23 protein-coding genes are annotated in these 22,217 nt (G+C 41.3%); 4 read left to right on the forward strand and 19 right to left on the reverse strand.

Annotation, left to right across the window (positions count from 1 at the left end; all coding sequences use genetic code 11):
- Positions 1 to 124: 124 nt before the first annotated feature.
- The 13 genes from BABA_RS18600 to BABA_RS18660 form a co-directional block, all read right to left on the reverse strand.
- Positions 125 to 1,342: an ABC transporter substrate-binding protein gene (locus tag BABA_RS18600; protein ID WP_007086774.1), complete on the reverse strand. Its 1,218-nt coding sequence runs from the start codon at positions 1,340 to 1,342 to the stop codon at positions 125 to 127.
- 94 nt (positions 1,343 to 1,436) lie between these two features.
- Positions 1,437 to 2,144, reverse strand: a complete 708-nt coding sequence (locus BABA_RS18605) for an ABC transporter ATP-binding protein (RefSeq protein WP_040346923.1) — start codon at positions 2,142 to 2,144, stop codon at positions 1,437 to 1,439.
- Positions 2,137 to 2,904 (reverse strand): ABC transporter ATP-binding protein, encoded by a 768-nt coding sequence (locus BABA_RS18610; RefSeq protein WP_007086776.1) that lies wholly within the window; start codon positions 2,902 to 2,904, stop codon positions 2,137 to 2,139. The genes BABA_RS18605 and BABA_RS18610 overlap by 8 nt, the downstream gene beginning before the upstream one ends.
- 1 nt (position 2,905) lies before the next feature.
- Positions 2,906 to 3,949, reverse strand: coding sequence for a branched-chain amino acid ABC transporter permease (locus BABA_RS18615; RefSeq protein ID WP_007086777.1), 1,044 nt, complete (start codon positions 3,947 to 3,949; stop codon positions 2,906 to 2,908).
- On the reverse strand, positions 3,949 to 4,812 hold the full coding sequence (locus BABA_RS18620) for a branched-chain amino acid ABC transporter permease (protein ID WP_007086778.1): 864 nt from the start codon (positions 4,810 to 4,812) through the stop codon (positions 3,949 to 3,951). The genes BABA_RS18615 and BABA_RS18620 overlap by 1 nt, the downstream gene beginning before the upstream one ends.
- Positions 4,813 to 4,837: 25 nt before the next feature.
- Entirely contained in the window at positions 4,838 to 6,511 is a 1,674-nt protein-coding gene (locus tag BABA_RS18625; RefSeq protein WP_420806007.1) for a long-chain fatty acid--CoA ligase, read from the reverse strand.
- Positions 6,512 to 6,616: 105 nt separating this feature from the next.
- Entirely contained in the window at positions 6,617 to 7,786 is a 1,170-nt protein-coding gene (locus BABA_RS18630; RefSeq protein WP_007086780.1) for a thiolase family protein, read from the reverse strand.
- Between the two features lie 221 nt (positions 7,787 to 8,007).
- The gene (locus BABA_RS18635; protein ID WP_007086781.1) at positions 8,008 to 8,781 is read right to left on the reverse strand and encodes an SDR family oxidoreductase; all 774 of its coding nucleotides are present in this window, start codon (positions 8,779 to 8,781) and stop codon (positions 8,008 to 8,010) included.
- 24 nt (positions 8,782 to 8,805) lie between these two features.
- Positions 8,806 to 10,011 (reverse strand): acyl-CoA dehydrogenase, encoded by a 1,206-nt coding sequence (locus BABA_RS18640; RefSeq protein ID WP_007086782.1) that lies wholly within the window; start codon positions 10,009 to 10,011, stop codon positions 8,806 to 8,808.
- Positions 10,012 to 10,142: 131 nt separating this feature from the next.
- Complete coding sequence (locus BABA_RS18645; RefSeq protein ID WP_007086783.1) at positions 10,143 to 10,544, reverse strand: MaoC family dehydratase; 402 nt, start codon at positions 10,542 to 10,544, stop codon at positions 10,143 to 10,145.
- Positions 10,541 to 10,990 carry a MaoC family dehydratase N-terminal domain-containing protein gene (locus BABA_RS18650; protein WP_007086784.1) on the reverse strand — a complete coding sequence of 150 codons (450 nt, stop codon included), beginning with the start codon at positions 10,988 to 10,990 and terminating at the stop codon, positions 10,541 to 10,543. The genes BABA_RS18645 and BABA_RS18650 overlap by 4 nt, the downstream gene beginning before the upstream one ends.
- A gap of 22 nt (positions 10,991 to 11,012) precedes the next feature.
- Positions 11,013 to 11,777, reverse strand: coding sequence for a 3-oxoacyl-ACP reductase FabG (fabG, locus tag BABA_RS18655; RefSeq protein ID WP_007086785.1), 765 nt, complete (start codon positions 11,775 to 11,777; stop codon positions 11,013 to 11,015).
- Between the two features lie 54 nt (positions 11,778 to 11,831).
- Complete coding sequence (locus BABA_RS18660; RefSeq protein WP_007086786.1) at positions 11,832 to 13,010, reverse strand: acyl-CoA dehydrogenase family protein; 1,179 nt, start codon at positions 13,008 to 13,010, stop codon at positions 11,832 to 11,834.
- 245 nt (positions 13,011 to 13,255) lie between these two features.
- On the opposite strand from BABA_RS18660, the gene BABA_RS26725 reads away from it, so the two are divergent.
- The 3 genes from BABA_RS26725 (at position 13,256) to BABA_RS18670 (ending at position 15,873) form a co-directional block, all read left to right on the forward strand.
- Positions 13,256 to 13,408 carry a YpzG family protein gene (locus tag BABA_RS26725; protein ID WP_007086787.1) on the forward strand — a complete coding sequence of 51 codons (153 nt, stop codon included), beginning with the start codon at positions 13,256 to 13,258 and terminating at the stop codon, positions 13,406 to 13,408.
- A 201-nt stretch (positions 13,409 to 13,609) separates the two neighbouring features.
- A complete protein-coding gene (locus BABA_RS18665) occupies positions 13,610 to 14,113 on the forward strand; it encodes a GNAT family N-acetyltransferase (RefSeq protein WP_007086788.1) in 504 nt (167 codons plus the stop codon).
- Positions 14,114 to 14,208: 95 nt separating this feature from the next.
- Positions 14,209 to 15,873, forward strand: coding sequence for a PAS domain-containing sensor histidine kinase (locus tag BABA_RS18670; RefSeq protein WP_007086789.1), 1,665 nt, complete (start codon positions 14,209 to 14,211; stop codon positions 15,871 to 15,873).
- Here BABA_RS18670 and BABA_RS18675 read toward each other — a convergent pair.
- The 4 genes from BABA_RS18675 to BABA_RS18690 are packed head-to-tail and all read right to left on the reverse strand — an operon-like array spanning position 15,868 to position 20,930.
- Complete coding sequence (locus BABA_RS18675; RefSeq protein ID WP_007086790.1) at positions 15,868 to 16,977, reverse strand: GerAB/ArcD/ProY family transporter; 1,110 nt, start codon at positions 16,975 to 16,977, stop codon at positions 15,868 to 15,870. The genes BABA_RS18670 and BABA_RS18675 overlap by 6 nt on opposite strands.
- Before the next feature lie 4 nt (positions 16,978 to 16,981).
- Positions 16,982 to 18,112, reverse strand: a complete 1,131-nt coding sequence (locus BABA_RS18680; RefSeq protein WP_007086791.1) for a GerAB/ArcD/ProY family transporter — start codon at positions 18,110 to 18,112, stop codon at positions 16,982 to 16,984.
- A 23-nt stretch (positions 18,113 to 18,135) separates the two neighbouring features.
- Positions 18,136 to 19,341, reverse strand: a complete 1,206-nt coding sequence (locus tag BABA_RS18685; protein ID WP_007086792.1) for a Ger(x)C family spore germination protein — start codon at positions 19,339 to 19,341, stop codon at positions 18,136 to 18,138.
- Positions 19,341 to 20,930, reverse strand: coding sequence for a spore germination protein (locus tag BABA_RS18690; protein WP_040346937.1), 1,590 nt, complete (start codon positions 20,928 to 20,930; stop codon positions 19,341 to 19,343). The genes BABA_RS18685 and BABA_RS18690 overlap by 1 nt, the downstream gene beginning before the upstream one ends.
- 158 nt (positions 20,931 to 21,088) lie before the next feature.
- On the opposite strand from BABA_RS18690, the gene BABA_RS18695 reads away from it, so the two are divergent.
- A complete protein-coding gene (locus BABA_RS18695; protein ID WP_007086794.1) occupies positions 21,089 to 21,319 on the forward strand; it encodes a YczF family membrane protein in 231 nt (76 codons plus the stop codon).
- A 20-nt stretch (positions 21,320 to 21,339) separates the two neighbouring features.
- Here the strand turns inward: BABA_RS18695 and BABA_RS18700 are convergent, their stop codons facing one another.
- On the reverse strand, positions 21,340 to 21,555 hold the full coding sequence (locus BABA_RS18700) for a hypothetical protein (protein ID WP_007086795.1): 216 nt from the start codon (positions 21,553 to 21,555) through the stop codon (positions 21,340 to 21,342).
- Positions 21,556 to 21,869: 314 nt separating this feature from the next.
- On the reverse strand, positions 21,870 to 22,136 hold the full coding sequence (locus BABA_RS18705) for a phage holin (protein ID WP_040346925.1): 267 nt from the start codon (positions 22,134 to 22,136) through the stop codon (positions 21,870 to 21,872).
- Positions 22,137 to 22,217: the final 81 nt, after the last annotated feature.

Here is a 22,217-nt window from a genome sequence, read left to right on the forward strand (position 1 = left end):
CCACTTAAAAACTATATTTCTAACAAGTAAGTAATATGAATGGTTGGTTCATATTTTTTAAAAGTCCCCCTTGATATGAAAGATTCGCAAATTTCTACAAGGGGGATTTTTAAACTATAATCTACTATTTAGCCACCTTAATTGGTACCACTTTTCCATCCTCAATCGCTGCTACTTCTAATTCACCATCGAAGCCGCCGCCGGTAAATTTGTTAAATTGATAAATTCTTACATTATCAGGAATATTACTTACACCATCCTGCATTTTTGCCTGAATTTTTTCGGCATCGTCCACTGATCCAGCCGCCTTCATCGCTTCAACGAAGATATACATGCCAATATAGTTTAGACCTGCTTCTGAACCAGGGGTTTCACCATACTTCTCTTTATATTTCTTTACAAAATCAGGAATGGCGGGACTGTTTTTTGATTCCGATAATGGCATAACACCAATCGAACCGTTCATCAAATCATAGGAACCAGTTACAGCTTTCATTTCATCAACTTTCGCCTGGTCCATCACAATGAAACCACCTTTAAATCCAAGTTCACGTGCTTGTTTGGCTACTTTTGCAGTCGGTTCAGAGGCTCCGCCGATAAATAACACATCTGGCTTTTCTTTTAAGGCATTTGTAACAATCGTGAAGAAATCAGTCTCTTTGGCAAAATCGATGGAAGAGTTGAAAACAACCTTTCCACCTTCTTTTTCCCAGTGCGCCTTCAATTTTTCAGACCAATCCTTGCCGTATTGCGAAGCAGTTGGAAGAAAGGCAATCTTCTTTCCAAACTTCTCCATTTCATAGTCTGTAAATGGCTTCAAATACCCATCATAACGAGGGGGAATTCGAACAGTCAATTCATTCCCTACCTCCGATACTTTTGGTTCACTTGTATAGGCACCAATTAGGAATTTATCCTGTTGATTGAAAACCTGCAGGGCAAAAACGCCGCCTGAGTGTGGTGTGAAAATAATTGGGGTTTTATTTTCCTGAATAAGTCTCTTTGCGTTAGCCCCGGCCTCATTTGGCAAGTACTTATCGTCCAATGATACGATATTCAGTTTGAATTTTTTTCCGCCAACTTCAAACCCGCCCTCGCCGTTAATCTCCTCCGCAGCCATCTTAATACCATTTAAGGTACGCTCCCCGTAAAATGCTGCCGGTCCGCTTAATGGCCCAGTGTATCCAATGTTCACAGTCCCTGCTTCTTCCGTTTTACTTTCCCCGCCGCCTGCCGCAGGCTTGGTATTAGCAGGTTTTTTCTCTGTACTATTACATGCTGCTAAACTGAAAATAATAACAAAGATCAAACTCAACATTAAAAGAGACTTCATTCTTTTCATTCATTTTCCCCCTTAATCATTTTTCTAATTTTCAGACAAATAGCGTAATGAAAGATCCGTTTATCACCCCCTTTAGCTGGTGTTTCGTGCCTTATTAAGCACCAATATAGGCCTTTCTTACTTCATCATTAGCAAATAACTCCTCGGATGTCCCTTCCAAAACAATCGAACCATTTTCAAAAACATAGCCTTTATCCGCAATTTTTAGGGCTGCATTGGCATTTTGTTCGGCGAGCAGGATAGTCGTTCCCTCTTGATTAATTTTTTGGATCACCGCAAACATTTGCTCCACAATCAGTGGGGCAAGCCCTACTGATGGTTCATCGAGGAGCATCAGCTTCGGTTTTGACATTAATGCCCGGCCGATGGCGAGCATTTGCTGCTGACCGCCGCTAAGGGAACCCGCCGCATCATTTCGCTTTTCGTTTAAAATCGGAAATAAGTCATAAACATGATCGAATAAATGTTTGATTTCATCCTTCTTCCTGCGCAGAACGTAGGCACCCATTCTTAGATTTTCATGAACAGTCATGGCTGGAAAGAGTTTTCGTCCTTCCGGGCATTGACCAATGCCCAAATGAACGATTTGATCTGCTGACCTTCTATTTACCTTCTTGCCCTCGAAGTGGATTTCTCCGATTGAGGGCTTGCTTAAACCACTTATTGTTCGGAAGGTTGTACTTTTTCCAGCGCCATTCGAACCTAATAAGACGACAATTTCCCCTTGGTTTACCTGGATATTCACGTCATGGACAGCGGTAAAACTTCCGTATTTGACAGAGACATTTTTTAGGCTAAGCAATGGCACTCCCTCCCAAATAGGCCTTGATGACCGTTTCATTATTGCGAATCTCTTCCGGTAATCCTTCCGCAATCTTCTCGCCATAGTTTAGCACCATAATTTTATCGGCTATTTTCATAATCATTTGCATTTTGTGTTCGATTAAACAAACGGTGATCCCTTTATCCACCATCTTGTTTATTAATTCTGCCAGACCATCTGTTTCATCAGGGTTCACCCCTGCTGCGGGTTCATCGAGAAAAACAATTTCCGGGTCGGTAGCAAGGGCCAATGCAAAGGCGGTTCGTTTTTTCTCTTCCTGCGTTAAACTGCCAACCAGTTTATCTGAAACATTGTTTAACTCAACAAATTCGAGAACTTCCATCGCTTTTTCTCGGCATTGCGCTTCTTCCCTTTTTAGCCGTGGGGTGCGAAAGATGGCGTCTGCCAAGTTTGATTTTGTCCGCAATCGATGCCCGACAATAACATTATCCAAAACCGTCGATTGCTCAAATAGATTAGTAGTTTGAAATGTCCGAGCCACTCCCAGCTCGGCAATTTTATTTGATGGGAGGGTGGAAATATCTTGACCTTTAAAGATCACCTGACCAGAGCTTGGACGATGAAATCCACTGATTAGGTTGAAAAATGTCGACTTTCCGGCACCATTCGGTCCAATGATGGCATTGATTTTTCCTTGTTCGATTGTAAAATCAACATTGTTTACAGCCACTAAACCGCCAAATCTTTTTGTTAAATTCCTTGTTTCCAAAAAAATCATCCTAGCCCTCCTTTACTTTCTTGTCAGGAATAATCTCACTTTCGATAAACGGTTCTCCCTTGATACGAGTCGTATTATGTGATAGCCGCTGTTCTTTTTTGGCGATGCGTTTTGTATTCCAGGCTGAAACAGCGCCGACAAGCCCCCGCGGATAAAAAATAATCAGCAAGGTTAACACTGGGCCAAAAATGAGCATTCTGTTTTCCTGAAAATCCTGCAGGTATTGTGAAAGCCAAACGATGATCAGCGTGCCAACCAGAGGACCGCTCAGGGTACCGATCCCGCCAACGAGCAAATAGGTTAATAAATCAAAGGTGATCGAAATTGAGCCAATATCCGGGCCAATAAACCGAACAAATGATGCATATAGGGCTCCGGCTAGACCGGCAAAAAGGGTGGATAAAACAAATACGGTTAATTTGTTTTTCATCGTTGAGATTCCAATGGTCTGTGCTAAATCCTCGCTATTGCGAATCGCAATATAGGTTCTGCCTGACAGTGAGTGGACAATACGATACATAATCAGAACCACCAGGAGTAAGAAAAACAGGACAAGATAATAGTGGGAAACCTCTGTTTCAAATTTGATTGGGCCAATTCCTGTCGGTGCCGGTATCCCAATCAGTCCGCGTACCCCTTCTGTTAGACCTTCCCATTTATCAATGACGAGATAGATAATGTAGCCTAAGCATAATGTATAGATAGCGAAAAAATGTTCTTTCGTCCTTAAGGAAATTAATCCTACAAGGAGTCCGAGTAAACCGGTAATGACCAGTGATAAAAGAAAGGCCAGCCAGAAATTCAAATGAGCTTTTACGGTTAAAATTCCCAATGAATAGGCGCCAATCGCAAAGAAGCCGGCATGGGCCAATGAAAGGTAGCCTGTATAGCCTGCAAGTAAATTAAGGCCATAAACACCAATCATCCAAATAAAGGAACTGGTCATGATGTGAATCAGATAGTTGTTCTCTGTTAGTAACGGGAAGACAGCCGAAAATACGATTAGGGCAATTATGATATTCCTTTTGTTCAATACCTTTACCATTAGTGACCCCCCTTAGAAAAAAGGCCGGTTGGTTTCACTGTTAAAATAATGACCAGGAGAACGAAGGCAATAATGTCCTTGTAGTCATTGGAAATATAGGTTGCGCCTAGGCTCTCACTAAACCCTAAAATATAGCCGCCCACAATTGCTCCTGGGATACTTCCCATTCCGCCGAGAATAATAATAACAAACGCTTTAAGGATCACAAGCTGTCCCATCCCAGGAAATACGAGATTAATAGGAGCCGAAAGCGAAGCAGCAATCGCGGCAAGCCCGCCTGAGATCATAAAAGTGAGCATGGCCACCTTGTTCGTATTAACACCAACTAGGTTGGCTCCTTCGCGATTTTGTGACATCGCAATAATCGTCGCGCCGGTAAATGTTTTTTTCAAGAATAAATAGAGGAGAATCATCACAACAAGTGCAGCCACAACGATGAGGATTCGCTGCATGGTAAACGTTAATCCCATGATTTGAACAACCTGTCCGTACGGTGTTGGCATGCTTTGGTATTCATCCCCCCAAAAAAACTGCGCAAAAGCTTCCAAAAACAAGAGAATTCCAATGGCTGCAATCTTATCATGGATGGGCGGAGCCTCTCTGAGCGGATGAAAGACAAACCTTTCCATTAATACACCGATCAGTCCAACTATAATTATCGATACGAAAATGGCGAGCCAATAATGGAGTCCAAATTTTGTCATCATTGTTAAGGTTATGTACCCACCCATCATGTATAACGCCCCATGGGCAAAATTTGGGATGTGAAGGATACCATAAACGAGCGTTAAACCTAATGCGACAAGAGCGTAAACGCTTCCAATTGTTAGACCGTTAAAAAGTTGCTGGATCAAAATTTCCATAGCGAGCCCCCTTTTTATACTCTTTTTACTGTAAGGCCTTATTCTTTTCTTCTTCTTGTAAGGTACGCCATAAAATTTTTCCACTAGATGTCATCGGGAACTGTTTCCTAAATTCAATCTGCCTTGGGTATTTATAAGCGGCCATATGTTGTTTGGACCATTCGATAATTTCTTGCGGACTGATTTTTCCTTCAAAACCATCATTTAAAATCACAAATGCTTTAACAGTCTCACCTCTACGTTCATCTGGAACGCCGACAACACATGCCTGCTGGATGGCCGGATGTTTATAAAGATAGGACTCTACTTCTGTTGGCCACACTTTATAACCTGAAGCATTGATCATCCGTTTCACACGGTCAACCATGAAGAAATATCCTTCCATATCATAACGACCAATATCACCTGTTCGGAAAAACTTCTTCCCGTCTAGATCAATAAAAGAACCTCGATTTTCATCATCGCGGTTATAATAACCGACCATCACCTGTGGACCGTTCACGATGATTTCACCTATTTCCCCGACACCAAGTTCTTTACCTGTTGCCGGTTCAATGATTCTCGCATCGACATCAAATGATGGAATCCCCAGGCATTGCATTTTCGGCCGGTCTACTGGATTGAAATGTGTCTGGGCTATTGTTTCTGACAATCCATAGCCTTCTACAAACCGTAATCCTGATAGGTTGAATAACTTTTCGCCAACGGCTTCTGGTAAGGCGGCACCGCCACCGGATATGGCTGTTAATGAGGATATATCCTCTTTTTTCAAATTTGGATTGGCAATGAAATCAACAATCATGGTGGCAATGGTTACCCAGTGGGTACAACCCAATGTTTTAATTAACTCCACTGCTGTATCTCGGTTCCATCGCGTCATGATGACAATGGTACCTCCGCTAAAGATCGGCATATGCATACTATGGACCATTCCTGTCACATGGAAGAGCGGGAGCGACATTAAATGAATGGAATTCGTTGAGATGGGTGTCCAATGATAAGCGCCCACTGTGTTTGCATTTATTGTCCGGTTTGTGTGCATACATCCTTTGGGAAGCCCCGTTGTTCCTGATGTATACGGGAGGCAGACAATATCATCGCCCATTGCTGTATGTTCAGATGGCTTCATGTTCGCATGAATTGCCTCTGTCCAAAGATAATGGCCGGCTTCTATAAAATGAACTCTTTCTGCTTCTACCTCTTTTGGAAGCATTCCCTCGAAGCCATTACCGACATAATCTGAATAGGCTGTGATGACCATGCTTTCCAATGAGGTTTTCCCCAACAATGGACGAATTTGCTCATATAATTCCTGACCGGCTAAAGCGGTCTTAATTTCACAATCGCGCACGTAAAATTCCAATTCATCGGCCACCAGCATCGGGTTGATTGGGACAACAACGGCATTGGCCCTAACGATTGCATAATAGCCAATCACAAATTGCGGGGAGTTCTGCATGAAAAGTAATACCTTTTCACCTGTCTGTACGCCTAATTTGTTCTGCAAATATCCAGCCATTGCATTTACTTCGGCATCTAGCTGTTCGTATGTTAATTTATTTCCATAATAGAAAATAGCGTCCTGATCCGGATAACGAGTTGCACTAACTTTGAGGTTGTCATAAAGAGAAGTAGAAGGAACCTTTAGCGATTTGGAGATTTTTGGCCAATAATCATAATGCAAAGTTAACACAAACATCGCTCCTTTTGTAATAAAGTGGTAAATGGTGCCTGTCACCCTTCTTCCTTTTTTCAGCTTTTATACATTAAGAAAGAAGTTATTGGTGTCAGGCACCACAATCAATTATTCGCGTTCTAGGATGGTGGCGATTCCTTGCCCGCCGCCGATGCAGGCGGTAATGAGGGCATATTTTCCCCCGCTCCTTTTTAGTTCATAGACTGCTTTGGTAGCAAGGATTGCCCCCGTTGCTCCAAGTGGATGTCCATGGGCAATAGCGCCTCCGTTAACATTCACTTTTTCGAGATCCATCTCAAGTTCACGATTACAAGCAAGCACCTGTGCAGCAAAAGCCTCATTGATTTCTATGAGATCCATCTCTGCTAAGGATAGACCGGATTTTTCCAGCACCTTACGAACAGCTGGAACCGGACCAATTCCCATGATGTTTGGATCCACACCGGCAACAGCATAGTGGCGAATAACCGCTAACGGCGTGAGATTTAATTCTTCCGCTTTCTCTCGTGACATAATCACCAGCGCCGACGCAGCATCATTTAATCCCGAGCTATTCCCTGCTGTAACCGCCCCTCCTTTTAGGAACGCTGGCTGCAGCTTAGACAGTGCTTCAAGGGTCGTCTGCGGCCTAGGATGCTCATCAGTTTTAAATACGACCGGCTCCCCTTTTCTAACCGGGATAGTGATTGGAACGATTTGTTCATCAAAGCGCCCCTCTTCCATAGCTACAGCCATTCGCTGTTGGCTCCGTAAAGAAAATTCATCCTGTTCTTCTCTCGTAATCTGATATTTTTCTACGAGATTTTCAGCCGTTATCCCCATTGGCGGATCGCCAACTTCTTTTGGTGACAGCTGCGACTTCCTAAAGCTTGGCGGCATCGGGCTATACGGCTTTTCAGGGCGATCCATCAAATACGGCGCCCGGCTCATACTTTCTGTTCCTCCGGCAATATAAATATCGCCATCTCCTGCCCGAATCGCCTGGGCTGCTAGATTGACTGCATTAATTCCGGAACCGCACTGTCTATCGACTGTTAATCCCGGTAAATCTAGTGATAACCCTGTCTGTAATGCTGTTAATCTAGCAATATTGCCTCCGCCGGATAAAACATTACCAAAAATGACATCATCAATCGTTTCCGGTTTAATATTCGCACGTCTCACGGCTTCTTTGATTACCTCTGCTCCCAATATATGTGCTAGGACACTTGCAAGAGCTCCCCCCTGCCTGCCAATAGCTGTCCTTACAGCCGCAACGATTACAGCATCTCTTTTCATCCTTCTGGATCCCTCCTGTTCATTTACCGTCAGAGCACTTTTTTCCTTCGTTCGGTCAATGTAACCCTCTTCATTTACCGATTGAGCGCATTTTTCCTCCGTTCGGTCAATGTAACCCCTTTTCATTTACCGCTTGAGCGTTTTTTTCCTCGTTCGGTCAATGTAACCCGTTTTCATTTACCGTTCAACCGAATTATTCCTCACTTCGGTCAATGTAAAAGTTACATCGCATGTGCCCCGCCATCGACAACGACAACGTCTCCAGTCACGAAATCCGATGCCGGTGATGCTAGAAATAAGGCAACCCCTTTAAGATCCGTATCCGAACCAAACTTTCGCAATGGCGTTCCTTCAAGAATCGCCTCTCCGCCATGGTCGAGTAATCCTTTAGACATCTTCGTTGGAAAAAAGCCTGGAGCAATTGCATTTACATAAATTCCTTCTGGACCCCATTTCACAGCTAAATCCTTTGTAAAGGTGATGACCGCACCCTTGCTGGTGTTATAGCCAATGGCATTCATATATTTAGGATTGCTCCCTTTTAACCCGGCTACAGAAGCAATATTGATAATTTTTCCGGCATTCTGTTCGAGCATCACTTTTCCAACAGCCTGGGACATTAAGAAAGTGCCCGTCACATTCACATTCATCACCTTTTGCCAAGCCTCCAGTGGCATCTCCTCAACAGGAGCCCCCCAGGAAGCACCGCTGTTGTTAACGAGAATATCGATCCGTCCAAATTTCTCCATTGTCCGCTCAACCACATTTCTAACGTCCTCAGGATTGGTGACATCACATTTTAAGGCAAGGCTCTCCACTCCAAGCTTTTTCAAGCCTTCACTAACTTCCTCGCAGGCTTCGACTCGTCTTGAACAGACCACCACATTCGCACCCGCTTCGGCAAAGCCTTCAGCAATTTGCTGTCCAAGACCCCTGCCTCCCCCTGTTACAATCGCCACTTTTCCGGTTAAATCAAACAGCTGTTTGACATGCATGAATCATTCCCCCTATTAAAAAGTTCAACGATATTTCTTCAGTTCATGTCTGGCAACCGCTCTCCGGTGGACTTCATCCGGGCCGTCTGCCAACCTCAGTGTGCGAATATTTGCCCAGCTTGCCGCAAGCGGTGTATCCTCGCTGACACCTGCAGCTCCAAAGGCTTGAATTGCCCGATCGATTACCTTTAAAGCCATATTAGGAGCAACCACTTTAATCATCGCAATTTCAGCCTTCGCTTCTTTATTCCCGACGGTATCCATCATGTACGCGGCTTTCAGTGTCAGCAACCTAGCCTGTTCGATTTCAATGCGCGAATCGGCAATCCATTCCTGGATTACTCCCTGTTCAGAAAGCTTTTTCCCAAAGGCCGTTCGGCTCTGTACACGCTTACATAATTCCTCTAATGCCCGTTCTGACGCACCAATTGATCGCATACAATGATGAATTCGTCCCGGCCCTAGCCGACCTTGGGCAATGGCGAATCCTTTTCCCTCACCCCAAAGCATATTGGATGCAGGTACTCGGACATTGTTATATTCAATTTCGGCATGGCCATGCGGCGCATGATCATATCCGAAAACGGGCAAAACCCTCTTAATCGTGACACCTGGAGCATCTAATGGAACCAAAATCATCGACTGCTGTTCGTGCGTTGGGGCGTCAGGATCATTTTTCCCCATGACAATCGCAATTTTACAGCGCGGATCCCCTGCACCTGATGACCACCATTTGGTTCCGTTGATGACATATTCATCCCCATCGCGGATAATGCTAGCCTGAATATTTGTTGCATCCGATGAGGCCACATCTGGCTCCGTCATCGAAAAACATGAACGAATCTCGCCATCTAATAAGGGCTTAAGCCATTTTTCCTTATGTTCTTCGGTTCCATAGCGGACAAGCACTTCCATATTTCCAGTGTCAGGGGCTGCGCAATTGAATACCTCAGGGGCAATCGCTGACCGGCCCATGATTTCACAAAGCGGTGCATATTCAGTATTGGTTAAACCGGCCCCATATTCACTTTCTGGTAAAAACAAATTCCATAACCCTGCTTGTTTCGCCTTTTCTTTTAATTCTTCCATTATTGGCGGAATCTTTGAAAAAGGATCCTTTTTATCAATTTGTTCCCCATAAACCTTTTCATTCGGATAAATATACTCATCCATGAATGCTGTCAGTCTTTTTTGCAAATCGATTACCTTTTCAGAATAGCTGAAATTCAATTTTACTCCTCCTCCTTCATCTTTCTTCCAAATAGGGCCCCGCCCTAGCTTGACAAAAATAAACCCAGCAGCAAAAGGGATACCTTATTGGTGCTGGGGAAATTTTGTACGAAGCCAACCCTTCATCCTATTTAATATTGTTGAAACACAACCTCACCTTGTAAAACATTATTCCCCTGTTGGTTAACAGCTTGGACAGCGAAGCGCAGCGTCTTTTCCTGCTTTTCCTTTAATGTTGCTTTAAGCGTAACCACATCGTTTAAAAAGACCATCCCTTTAAAACGGATCGAGTAATCCTGAACAAACCCATCCTCATAATAAGAAGTAAACAGTTTCGCCAAATTTCCCATTGTCCACATCCCATGGGCAATGATTCCTGGTAAACCCGCTTTCTTAGCCTCTTCATCGATCGTATGAATCGGGTTAAAATCACCTGAAGCACCGGAATATTTAATGAGATCCATCCTTGAAACAGGCTCCAGTTGAATTTCCTTTACCGCCTCACCAACCTGCAATTCTAAAAGTGTACTCATTTTACCAACACCTTCCTCACAGCTTCCGATATGACAACCGTTGAGGTTGAACTGAATATGGGATTCCCGGCCAAATCTTCACCAAAGCTTTCAAGTACGAGGAATCCCATCTCACCAAAATTCCCTTTTTTCTCAAAATACTTTTTCACGATTGAGTAGCAGTAAATTTCTTCCCCCACCAGTAATGGCCGGACATAGTGAAAGCTTTGCTCTCCATGAATCAAGCCTTTATTTGGCAGGTTTAATCCTTCAATAACACCATAATCAAATACCCTTGGGAAGGTTGGCGGGGCGATATTGTTTTTATATCTGGAATGTCTTCCAGTATCCTCATCAACATAGATTGGATGAGGGTCGCCAATGGCTACAGCAAAGTTCTTAACCGCCCCTCTTTCAACGACATTCTTTACCTTGTTAGAGATCTTGCCTATCTGCTCTTTAAACATTTCAACTCCACCTCACAACAAATTAATTTTTTGGACCACCGGCCACATAAATCACTTGACCATTAACGAAGGATGATTTTTCATCAGCAAAAAAGGCAACAGCATTAGCGATATCCGCAGGCTTCCCGCTTCGACCGACTGGGATCGCAGCCACACTTGCTTGAATTAACTGCTCAAAAGGAATGCCAATTCTTGCAGCTGTTTCTTTCGTCATTTCGGTTTCAATAAATCCAGGTGCGACAGAATTAGCAGTAATTCCATATTTCCCCAATTCGATTGCAAGTGTTTTAGTAAAGCCCTGCAGGCCTGCTTTTGCTGCTGCGTAATTGGCCTGACCCCGATTACCAAGAGCTGAAGTGGAAGAAATATTGATGATACGGCCATATTTTTGTTCCACCATATATTTTTGAACAGCACGGGCCGCATTAAAAGATCCCTTTAAATGTACATCCATAACCGTTTGCCAATCGGAATCCGTCATTTTAAACAATAAATTATCACGGATGACGCCGGCGTTATTTACCAAAACATCAACAGACCCAAACGTCTCGTAAACCTCCTTAACAGCGGCTTCCACCTGCTCGGCCTCAACTACATTCGCAACCTTTGAATAGACGTCATAGCCTTTTTCTTTTAATTCACTTGTTGTCGCGCTTAATGCCTCTTCATTTAAATCAATGAAGGCCACCTTAGCGTTTTCTTGTGCAAATAGTTCAACAATCCCTTTTCCAATACCACGGCTACCGCCTGTTACCAATACCACTCTACCTGCAAATCTACCTGTCATTTTGCTTCCCCCTGAAATAAATATATTTAAATAGATAACGCTTACAGTAAAGATTTAAACGTATTGCCCAACCTTCACATGACCTTTAATAAGGTTACGTGCAATAATCATACGCTGTATTTCATCCGTTCCATCGTAGATCCTCCAAAGTCTTGCCTCACGGTACCAGCGCTCAATCGGCAATTCCCTCGTGTAGCCCATGCCGCCATGAATTTGCAGAACACGGTCAACGACATTGTTACCCATATTGGCACCATATAATTTTGCCATCGATGCTAAGTGACGATTATCTTCCCCATTATCAAGTGTAAAGGCAGCGTTCAAAACCAGCCATTTAGCTGCTTCAATTTCAACCGCAGAGTCTGCAATCTGCCACTGGATGGCCTGCCGTTCTGCAATTGGTTTACCAAAAGTAACCCGTTCTTTTGCATAGTCAATCGCCATTTGTAATAGACGTTCAGCGGAACCAACTGCTCTTGCCCCGACAACCCATCGTGCAAAGCCAATCCACTCAAGTCCAAGATTGTAGCCCTTGTGTAATTCACCGAGAATGTTTTCCTCCGGAACGCGGACATTTTCAAACACTAAACCGGCTGGACCCCATTCTCCCATCGTATGTATATACTCGGATTTCCAGCCCATCGCACGATCCACAATAAAGCATGTGACGCCTTCCCGGCCATTTGTTGATTGGTGCAACTCTTTATCGGTGATCGCAATCGCCATGACAAAGTCCGCTTCGTTTCCACCGGTAATGAAGGTCTTTTCTCCATTTAACACCCAGTCATTCCCATCTTTCACGGCGGTCATTTTAATATTTCTTGTATCTGACCCTGCACCAGGCTCGGTCATCGCGAAGCATGATTTCTTCTCGCCGTTAATAGTGGGAAGTAAGTATTTTTTCTTTTGTTCTTCATTTCCGTAATAAAGAATATTATCTGCAGAACCGCCAAACTGAAAAGGTACAAACGTTTTGGAAATTTCGATTAAGACAATCGCCATCATCATTTGCCCGAGGTCAGCACCGCCGTATTCTTCAGGTGTGTTAATTCCCCAAAAACCTGCTTCCTTCGCCTTTAATTGCAGCTCTTTTAGCTTTCCGGGAGGGAGACTTGGTTTGCCTTCTCGTTCATTTCTAAGTACATCGTTTTCAAGTGGAATGAGCTCTTTTTCTACGAATCTTCTAATGGTTTTCTGGACCATTTTTTGTTCATCCGTCAAACGTAAATACACACCAATCACTCCATTCTTATTCTTGAAATCTAGCTTTTACTTCTTAAAAAGAATATGCAAAATTCACCGGATACATACCTACCGGTTGGTATGTTAGTTTTATTTTATTCCGAAATTTCAGATAACACAAGGTTAAATTTAATTAAATTCGCCTTTCTTGTTTATTTTCCTGCTTTTTAACAAATAATATGTTTGATATTCATATGAATATCATCGTTTCAAATCCTATGATGAGGTGATTTTTGATGAGCTACAAAGATCAATTGGATCCGCACTCAGAACTCTTTCACCAAAATACGACGCGTCCAAAGTTTGCCAGATCACAGGTTAATGGACAAACGCAATTGACGCAAAATGCGATCATCTTAAGGAGCAATGCCAAGGCCCATCGCTGGTAGAGGCTAAGGCATTCGAAACGAAAATGACTGCCACCTGAAAATGCAGCCATTTAAGAAAAGGCTCTTTCTCGGTAAAACGGGAATGAGCCTTTTTTTTGCCAAAATAATGCTACCTATCTGATCAACTTTAAATTGAAAATATTGAATCTTAACGCTATGATAAAATCTAATTACACTAAAAAATACGGGAGTGGAATAGAAATGTTTGAAGCCTTCACCATTAGAGATGCAGAAATACAGGATATGCCAAAAATTATTGAAATATACAATACAACCATTGCGGGCAGAATGGTAACGGCCGATTTGGAGCCTGTATCAGTTGAAAGCCGGATGCAATGGTTTAATGATCATTCGCCCACTTTACGTCCATTATGGGTCGTAGAGATGGACGGCATTATCTGCGCCTGGGTAAGCTTCCAATCGTTCTATGGCAGACCGGCTTATAATGCAACTGCAGAAATTAGTATTTATATACATCAAGATTTTCGCGGAAAAAAACTTGGGAAATTTCTCATTCAAAAAGCCATTGACGCCTGCCCGAAACTTGAAATTAAGACCCTGCTTGGGTTTATTTTTGGTCATAATGAACCTAGTATTAATCTGTTCAATCGCTTTGGATTTGAAAAGTGGGCACATTTGCCAAATGTGGCAGTTTTGGATGGAATCGAAAGAGATTTACTGATCCTTGGGAAAAGAATAGTGTAAAATTTATTCCAAAATATTTCTATATCTTGTATGATAAACAATAAAAGTAACACTATCTTGGAATCGTTGTTTCCTTAAAAGAACTGGAGATTTTCATGAGCAAAAAAAAGCTAGTTATCCTTTATTTTATCACTAGTTTAATTTGGATATATGTATCGAATTTTCTCATCCATCAGCTAGTACCCTCTTCCTATATGTCATTGGTTGAGAGATCGAAAGAAATTTTTTATATACTCGTAACGGGCGGATTTATTTATTTTTTTCTCAATAAGAAACAAGAGCTATCGGTTTCTCAGGAAGATCAGAATCGTTTATCCACCTTAATCAATTCAATGGTTGACTTTGTGAACTTCAAAGACGGTGAAGGAAGATGGATTGAAGCGAATGATTTTGGTTTACAATTGTTCCAGCTTGAGGACGTAGATTATCGCGGAAAAAGGGACTCAGAATTAGCCGAATATACAGACTTTTACGCCGACGCCCTTAGGTATTGTGAGGTTTCTGATGAAGAAGCATGGGAAAATGGAGAAATTACCCGTATTGAGGAAGTTCTCCCCGTTCCTGATGGTACAACCAAAATATTTGATACGATCAAAGTCCCTCTTTTTCATTTTGATGGCTCAAGACAAGGATTAGTGATTATTGGACGGGATATTACCGAAAAAAAGGAAATGGCCAGACAATTGGCAGAAAGCCAACAGCAATATAAATCATTATTTGAGTACAGCCCAGATATTGTTTATATGTTGGATCTGGATGGAAAGATCACGAACCTCAACCCACACTTTGATGTGATCACAGGCTTCAATCGGGACGAGATGATTGGTAAAAATGTAGGAACTTTATTGCCGAAAAAATATAAACGATTTCTGCCCCGCTTTATTTCCACTGTTGTTGAGGAAGTAAAGCCGGTTATGTATGAGATTCAAATCCCACATAAAAATGGTAAAACGATTACTCTACAATGTACGTCACTTCCCATCATTATCGATGATAATATTACGGGAATCATAGGGTATGGCAGGGATATAACCACCTTGAGAAAAACCGAGGAGCGCCTAAGAAGAACAGAAAAACTTTCTGTAGTCGGCGAATTATCTGCTAGTGTTGCCCATGAAATTCGCAACCCACTTACCTCTTTAAAGGGGTTTGTTCAGCTTTTACAAGTGGAAGATGAGAAGCATCAATTATATTATCAAATTATGTCGGATGAATTAGATCGAATTAATCACATTGTTGGAGAGCTGCTGCTATTAGCTAAACCGCAGCATCTTAAATTTACAAAGGCAGAAATTCGAAAGCTATTGAATGATGTCATTTCGTTGCTCCGAACCGAGGCGATTTATTATAATGTTCAGATCGAGTCAAATTTCCCGGAACAGGACATCTACCTTGAATGCGAGCCAAACCAGCTAAAGCAATTGTTTATCAATGTTATTAAAAATGCAATTGAAGCCACGATCAATGGTGGAACTGTTTCAATCGGACTTGAACTGCTTGAGAAGGAAAAGGTTTTGATAACGATAAAAGACAATGGCTGCGGGATTTCCAAGGGACGATTAGAAAAAATTGGCGAACCCTTTTACTCTTCAAAGGAGAAAGGAACTGGCCTTGGATTAACTGTCAGCTTTAAAATTGTACAATCCCACCAAGGGGCGATTCGTTTTGAAAGTCAAAAGAATCAAGGAACCACAGTGCACATGACCCTGCCAATATATCAAGAAAATAAGAATAAACATAAAAAGCAACAAGCACTATGACGGGCTTGTTGTTTTTTGCTTTCGCTTCCGAAAAAAAGCAATGATAAGTAATAAGGTAGGAATGATAATTTGAAAAGGCCAATGTAAATAAACAGGTACCACTTTTAACCCTTCTTGAATATGTTCTGCATAAGTAGTTGCAATCGTTACAGAGGCTAACAGAATAATTAAACCAATCGGAAAGCTCATCTTCTGATGGTTTTTAAAACGAAAAAGATCCGTTGCCCCGACCACCGCTGCATAAAAAAATAGCGATATTTTAAAAAATCCTCCAATCACTAAATAGAGCATAAATAAAACATCGAGACGTTCGATAAAATTAGCCAATTGTATTTTTCCTATCGTAGTTAACAAAGGGAAGTTAGAGCGTTCAAAAAGGTCTACTCCCAATGTTGCTACATTTATGGCACAGGTAATCGTAACATTAATCCCTGCTAAAATCATCCCACCCATACAAGCAAGTTTTACTTTTTTATGATCATTTAAATAGGGAAGCAACATAGTAAAAACAATCATTTCCCCAAAGGGAAAGGTGATAGTTCCCCTAATAAATGTGATGAACACAGGCTTCCAGCCGTGTTCTAAAACTGGTTGAAGATATTCCAGATGAATTAATCCAGAAAAAAGAATGAGAAGGAAGCCAGCCGATGCCATCAGGTAGATGACACTAAAAAATAGTTCTCCCACTCTTGCTATCACCTCTATTCCTTTATGGATCGCATAAATAATCGTCAACATCATCAAGGAATTTATGACAATCAGCGGGGTATTAAAATAAATCGTGGTCGTTAATAATTCACCAAAATCACGCATTACCCTTGTTGCGCAATAAATAAAGTAGATAATATACATCAACCCAATAAAACGACCAACCCATTTACCAGTAATGTTTTGAACATAACTGGTTAAAAGCTGTTTCGGATAATACTTATAAAGCTGATAGTAGACAAGAAATAGTACTAAGCCGCCCATTAAGCCTAACAACATCGACATCCATGCGTCTTGTTTTGCTGACACTCCCAGTCCCACGAGAATGGCACTGCCCATTTCAAACAGAACCACCAAGATAAACAGCTGGGATGCTTTGATTTTTGCCTTTTCCATTGCATTATCCCCTTTTCCCAGCGCTAGTTAATGAGCTTATTGTTTTTTTCTTTCGATTTCGGAAAAAGGCAATGATTAGTAATAGGGCGGGAATGATAATTTGAAATGGCCATTGTAAATATATAGGAACCACTTTGATACCCTCTTTAATATGTTCCGCATAATTCGATGAAATCGTTACAGAAGAAAGCAAGATTATTAAACCAATGGGAAAACTTAGCTTTTGGTGGTTTTTAAAGCGAAACAGGTCAGTTGCCCCGACTACCGCTGCATAGAAAAATAAGGAGATTTTAAAGAAGCCACCGATCACTAAATAAAGCATAAATAAGACATCCAATCGTTCAATAAAATTAGCTAATTGAATTTTACCTATAGTCGTTAGCAGCGGGAAATTAGACCGTAAAAATAAATCTACACCTACCGTAGCCACATTTATGACAGCCGTGATAGTAACATTAATTCCCGCTAAAATCATTCCGAACATACAAGCAGCTTTTACTTTTTTTTGATCATTTAAATAGGGTAGAAGCATCGTGAAAGCAATCATTTCTCCAAATGGGCGCAGGATCGTTTCCCCAAGAAATGCGATGAAAACAGGCTTCCATCCATGCTCTAATATTGGTTGAAGATTTCCAAGATCGATAATCCCCGAAAATAAAATGAGAACAAACCCAGTCATTGCCATTAAGTAAATAACCGCGAAAAACAGTTCTCCGACTCTTGCAATCACTTCAATCCCCTTATGTACACCATATATAATGGTTAGCATCATTAACGAATTAATAACGATGAGCGGAGTATTATAATAAATTGTAGTCGTTAACAACTCTCCAAAATCACGTAATACTCTTGTAGCAAAGTACATAAAATAGATGATATACAACAGGCCTAGAAGCCGGCCAATCCATTTTCCGGTTATTTCTTGAACATAACTCGTTAATGGCACGTCAGGGTAATACTTGTAAAGCTGGTAATAAACGAGAAATAACACTAAACCGCCAGCTAAGCCTAACAAGATGGCGACCCATGCGTCTTGTTTTGCTGAAAATCCGGGAACTATAAGAATGGCACTGCCCATTTCAAACAAGACCACTAGCATAAACATTTGTGATGCCTTGATTTTTGCCTTTTCCATTACACTTGCCCCTTTTCTCAGGGTCATTGATTAAAATCTGACCAAAACGGCTTTGTTCGAATCCCTTCGCGGCGTATGTATGAATCGACCTTTACTTTTACTTCGAGATTAGCAAAATATTCCCCCCAATTCCTTTTTACTTTATTCCAATACTTAGGGTTTTTCCTGTGCACCCTCTCACCAAATCCAAATATATCACTCTTCATTTTTTGCGCTTCTTTTACGGATGCTAAAATTTGCTGTTTTATTTCTATTTCAACCTGTCTGTCAATTTTCTCTATATCTTTCGGATTCATTAAGTCTACTGCGGTATTCGCTTCGCTAATCCAGCCTTCATCTTCAATCGCAACATGTATGACAGGTTTACCATTTTTAAACTTAACGGACACATTGGTTTTTGATCGAATGATTGCCATAGTAATGGCATCCTTTTTTCCATTCCAATCTACATGAACAGACGTACCTTTTACTCTATCCAAAATCCAGACTACTCCACGGGCGTTTTCGTTTTCAACCCAGCCTGTTAATTCCCCTTTTTTAAAAACGGCTAGCCCACCAGCTCCAAGAATAGCTAATGCCTTTGTATGCTGAAGGTCTGCTGATTTCCCTGCCATTTCCGGTTCACCCTTTACTATAAAACCATTAACTATTGGTTCCTTCCCCTTACTGACAAGCCCGCTGAGGAAATCATCGATATTAACGCTCATATTTTCACCTAACATCATTTCAGTCGAATCTATCTCTTTTGTTATTTTGTTGACAGGCAGTTTATCAAGATTTGCAAGAGCAGATACCAATACTATTGCAGGGATTTTTCTCGTTACAACAAGTTCCGTTGTCGTCCTAAATTCCGGTTCTCTGTCTAAAGCATCTAGGATATCAAGAAGGCCATCCTTGGCTATTTCTTCACTTACAGCAATTAAATTGGTATGGGCATAATATAATCGGCGTGAAATTACTTTCGTCGCTTTCCTGGTTGCTTCTGTTAGAGTATCTCCTGAACTAGTATAAACAGCAATTGGAAGTCCCTGAGCCCCTCCATTTTGTCCTGTAGACACATTACCCGGAATAACGATTTGAAAGGAAACTTCAAACTTTTTGTCTTCACCTTTGTCAATCCCCATTGCCATGACAAAGGCTAAATCAGTCAACTCTTTTTGATTCCAGCATCCGCTGAGAACTGGCAGAATCAGAACCAACAGTAATGGCATAACGAAAACTTTTCTCATCATGATTCACCATTGGAAGTTTGATTGTTTTCCCCTTGCTTTGGCGGACCCGGTTTTTGATTTTCTCCGGATCGTATGATATTACCTTTGCTGATAAACATAGGTCGATATTTCATTGCCCATATAGGAAAACGAATAAATACATCTTGTTGGTTGCGAATGTTAAATGGGGCTATTGGGGACATATACGGGATTCCAAATGAACGAAGTGAACATAAATGGATCGCCATAAACATTAGCCCTAACATGATCCCATAAAAGCCCAATATTGTCGCCAAGCCCATCAAAATGAAACGAATCAGCCTTGCTGCAATGGCCATAGCAAAACTTGGTGTTGAAAAATTGGCGATAGCGGTAATCGAAACAACGATTACCATAACCGGTGACACAATCCCGGCTTGGACAGCTGCCTGACCAATGACCAAAGCTCCAACAATAGAAACTGCTTGACCAACAGCCCTCGGGAGCCTCAAACCTGCTTCTCTTAATATTTCAAAGGTTATCTCCATGATTAAGGCCTCGACAAAGGCTGGGAAAGGTACGCTTTCTCTTTGCGCTGCAATCGCGATCGCCATAGTGGTTGGAATCATCTCCTGATGAAAGGTTGTACCCGCAATATATAAAGCTGGTCCTATTAAGGCGATAAAAAAAGCCAAAATTCTTAAAATCCGAATCCCAGTTGAAATATCAAATCTGGAGTAATAATCATCAGGAGCCTGGAAAAATTGAATAAAAATAGCAGGTGCAGTAACAACAAATGGTGTCCCATCTACAATAATGGCAACCCTTCCCTCAAGAATATGTGAAGTTACTACATCCGGTCTTTCTGAATGGTATGTAGTCGGGAATGTTGTCCACGCTTGATCTTCGATTAATTGCTCGATAAACCCTGAGGCCTGAATGGAGTCAATGTCGATTCTTTTTAACCGCTCCATTACCTCCTGAACAATTTTTTCATTCGCAATCCCTTTTAAGTACATAATTGCAATATCCGTTTGTGATACCTTCCCTATTTTCATCGATTCTAACCATAAATTCGGACTTTTTATTCTTCTTCGGATCAGGGCAGTGTTCGTTCTTAATGTTTCCGTAAAAGAATCTTTTGGCCCGCGAATCGCTAATTGGGTGGAAGGTTCCGTAATGGAGCGCTTTTCCCAGCCCTTTGTCTCGACACTAACTGCTTTATTGTACCCATCTAAAAAAAATATGGTATTTCCAGAAAGGATATTATCATATACCTGATTCCAATTGGTAACAGATTGGATATTCCCTAAATTCACTACTTTATCAGTTAATATCTGAAAAGAGTCATGGGGGCTGTCGTCCCATTCCCCTTCTGTTAACGATTCCATAAAAAAGGCGCTGATCAATTCTTCGTTTGCTAATCCATCAACATAAACACAGCTTCCTCTTTTGCGCCCAAATTTAAATTCACGAAAGACGATATCAGTACTGTTTCCAAATTCCCCCTTTATTCGGTTGATATTATCCTGATAATCCATAAGCACTGTTAAATCTTCCGGTATCAGAGGATCCTGCTTTTGCCTGTAATTATCATTCTGTCTCTTTTTTTGCTTTCTTTTCAACATACTTGATAAAATCGACACAAGCTCCACCTCAATTCAAAAAATCCATATTGGGTATTTTCCCCAAACCCTTCTGATATATCCATTTTTTCCTGAAACTTTCGTGCATATGGAATTCATTAAATGAAAAGATAAAGGTAATGTGATGGTAGGTGATGTTGTTGAAACAATTTTTTGTTGCCGTGTTGTTAGCATTTGGCATGCTCTCCTTCATGGTATTATTAGACCTCAAACTTGGAGTCGCTCCGAAAGGTATTATTTGGAAAACAATCAATCCTTTTAGGGTAATGGAACCGGCAGAATATATAATTCTGTTTTTATTTATTCTCTTCTTCCTTATTCAAGCTTTGTTTTCGTTTATAAAGAAGAAACAACAAGGAAATCAGGCTTAAATAAATAAAAAAGAGCTCAATCACATCTGTGAGCTCTTTTCATTATTTGTTTCTTGAATATTGTCGTACTGTTTTCGTTTTAAGAAACCCCTTATCGTTTTGAGTCTATTTTTCCATTTTCTCGTCCGTTCTTCATTTGGTCCATAAACATACCGATTCCAAAAATAATAGATGGATTCTTCTAACACAATTACTAGGCAAAAGCATCCCGCAATCAACATAATAGAATTCCACATGAGAAGGACTCCTTTTCAAGAGGATTGTTTATTCTATTGTATCAAATAATTTCCAAATTGTGGTTACATAGCCATCGGAATTTTCTGTCTTCTTTAGAAATACATAATTCGTATCATAACAAAAGTCAGGTTCACATTTGAACCTGACTTTTTAAGAATTGTCCAGCTCCAGTACCCTAGCGGCTAGTGTCCTTCGCTCTCCGCCCTACGATAAGTCAAGCACGAATGCGCCTCCGGCTCTTCGTGTTTCCTTTATCTCAGTTGGAGCGCTCCAGGCCATACGCCGCTGACCAGGGTGCTTGCGCTTTTCTTTTTTAATTTGGATCCTTGTAATTTAATGCCCGTTCACTGTCACCGTAACCCTTCGTAGTCGGATCTTGAACGATTCCTAACATGGACATCAGCACAAACACGGCATTTACAAATGTTAAAATTGAATTTTGGATTGCATCGGTAATTTGAAAATCCACCAAACCTAAAGAATGTAAACAGGATAACACCACTTGGGCGACAATTAGGATTTGAGAAACAAAGGCAATTACCCAGTTCTTATTTCTAAACCGGACTTTCCAGTTAATCATGACACCATCCCTTTCCAAAATGCTAAAGATCTTTCTAATAACATATGCTTGGACGAGAAAATGGTTGTCCACGTTTTCCAC

It is taken from the genome of Neobacillus bataviensis LMG 21833, assembly GCF_000307875.1.
GTDB lineage: Bacteria > Bacillota > Bacilli > Bacillales > Cytobacillaceae > Neobacillus > Neobacillus bataviensis.

Excerpts from the sequence above, each read along its gene's own strand:
- BABA_RS18600 (WP_007086774.1), bottom strand. The coding sequence starts at position 1,342 with ATGAAAAGAATGAAGTCTCTTTTAATGTTGAGTTTGATCTTTGTTATT.
- BABA_RS18610 (WP_007086776.1), bottom strand. The coding sequence starts at position 2,904 with ATGATTTTTTTGGAAACAAGGAATTTAACAAAAAGATTTGGCGGTTTA.
- BABA_RS18615 (WP_007086777.1), bottom strand. The coding sequence starts at position 3,949 with ATGGTAAAGGTATTGAACAAAAGGAATATCATAATTGCCCTAATCGTA.
- BABA_RS18620 (WP_007086778.1), bottom strand. The coding sequence starts at position 4,812 with ATGGAAATTTTGATCCAGCAACTTTTTAACGGTCTAACAATTGGAAGC.
- BABA_RS18625 (WP_420806007.1), bottom strand. The coding sequence starts at position 6,511 with ATGTTTGTGTTAACTTTGCATTATGATTATTGGCCAAAAATCTCCAAA.
- BABA_RS18630 (WP_007086780.1), bottom strand. The coding sequence starts at position 7,786 with ATGAAAAGAGATGCTGTAATCGTTGCGGCTGTAAGGACAGCTATTGGC.
- BABA_RS18635 (WP_007086781.1), bottom strand. The coding sequence starts at position 8,781 with ATGCATGTCAAACAGCTGTTTGATTTAACCGGAAAAGTGGCGATTGTA.
- BABA_RS18645 (WP_007086783.1), bottom strand. The coding sequence starts at position 10,544 with ATGAGTACACTTTTAGAATTGCAGGTTGGTGAGGCGGTAAAGGAAATT.
- BABA_RS18650 (WP_007086784.1), bottom strand. The coding sequence starts at position 10,990 with ATGTTTAAAGAGCAGATAGGCAAGATCTCTAACAAGGTAAAGAATGTC.
- fabG (WP_007086785.1), bottom strand. The coding sequence starts at position 11,777 with ATGACAGGTAGATTTGCAGGTAGAGTGGTATTGGTAACAGGCGGTAGC.
- BABA_RS26725 (WP_007086787.1), top strand. The coding sequence starts at position 13,256 with ATGAGCTACAAAGATCAATTGGATCCGCACTCAGAACTCTTTCACCAA.
- BABA_RS18665 (WP_007086788.1), top strand. The coding sequence starts at position 13,610 with ATGTTTGAAGCCTTCACCATTAGAGATGCAGAAATACAGGATATGCCA.
- BABA_RS18670 (WP_007086789.1), top strand. The coding sequence starts at position 14,209 with ATGAGCAAAAAAAAGCTAGTTATCCTTTATTTTATCACTAGTTTAATT.
- BABA_RS18675 (WP_007086790.1), bottom strand. The coding sequence starts at position 16,977 with ATGGAAAAGGCAAAAATCAAAGCATCCCAGCTGTTTATCTTGGTGGTT.
- BABA_RS18680 (WP_007086791.1), bottom strand. The coding sequence starts at position 18,112 with ATGGAAAAGGCAAAAATCAAGGCATCACAAATGTTTATGCTAGTGGTC.
- BABA_RS18685 (WP_007086792.1), bottom strand. The coding sequence starts at position 19,341 with ATGAGAAAAGTTTTCGTTATGCCATTACTGTTGGTTCTGATTCTGCCA.
- BABA_RS18690 (WP_040346937.1), bottom strand. The coding sequence starts at position 20,930 with ATGTTGAAAAGAAAGCAAAAAAAGAGACAGAATGATAATTACAGGCAA.
- BABA_RS18700 (WP_007086795.1), bottom strand. The coding sequence starts at position 21,555 with ATGTGGAATTCTATTATGTTGATTGCGGGATGCTTTTGCCTAGTAATT.
- BABA_RS18705 (WP_040346925.1), bottom strand. The coding sequence starts at position 22,136 with ATGATTAACTGGAAAGTCCGGTTTAGAAATAAGAACTGGGTAATTGCC.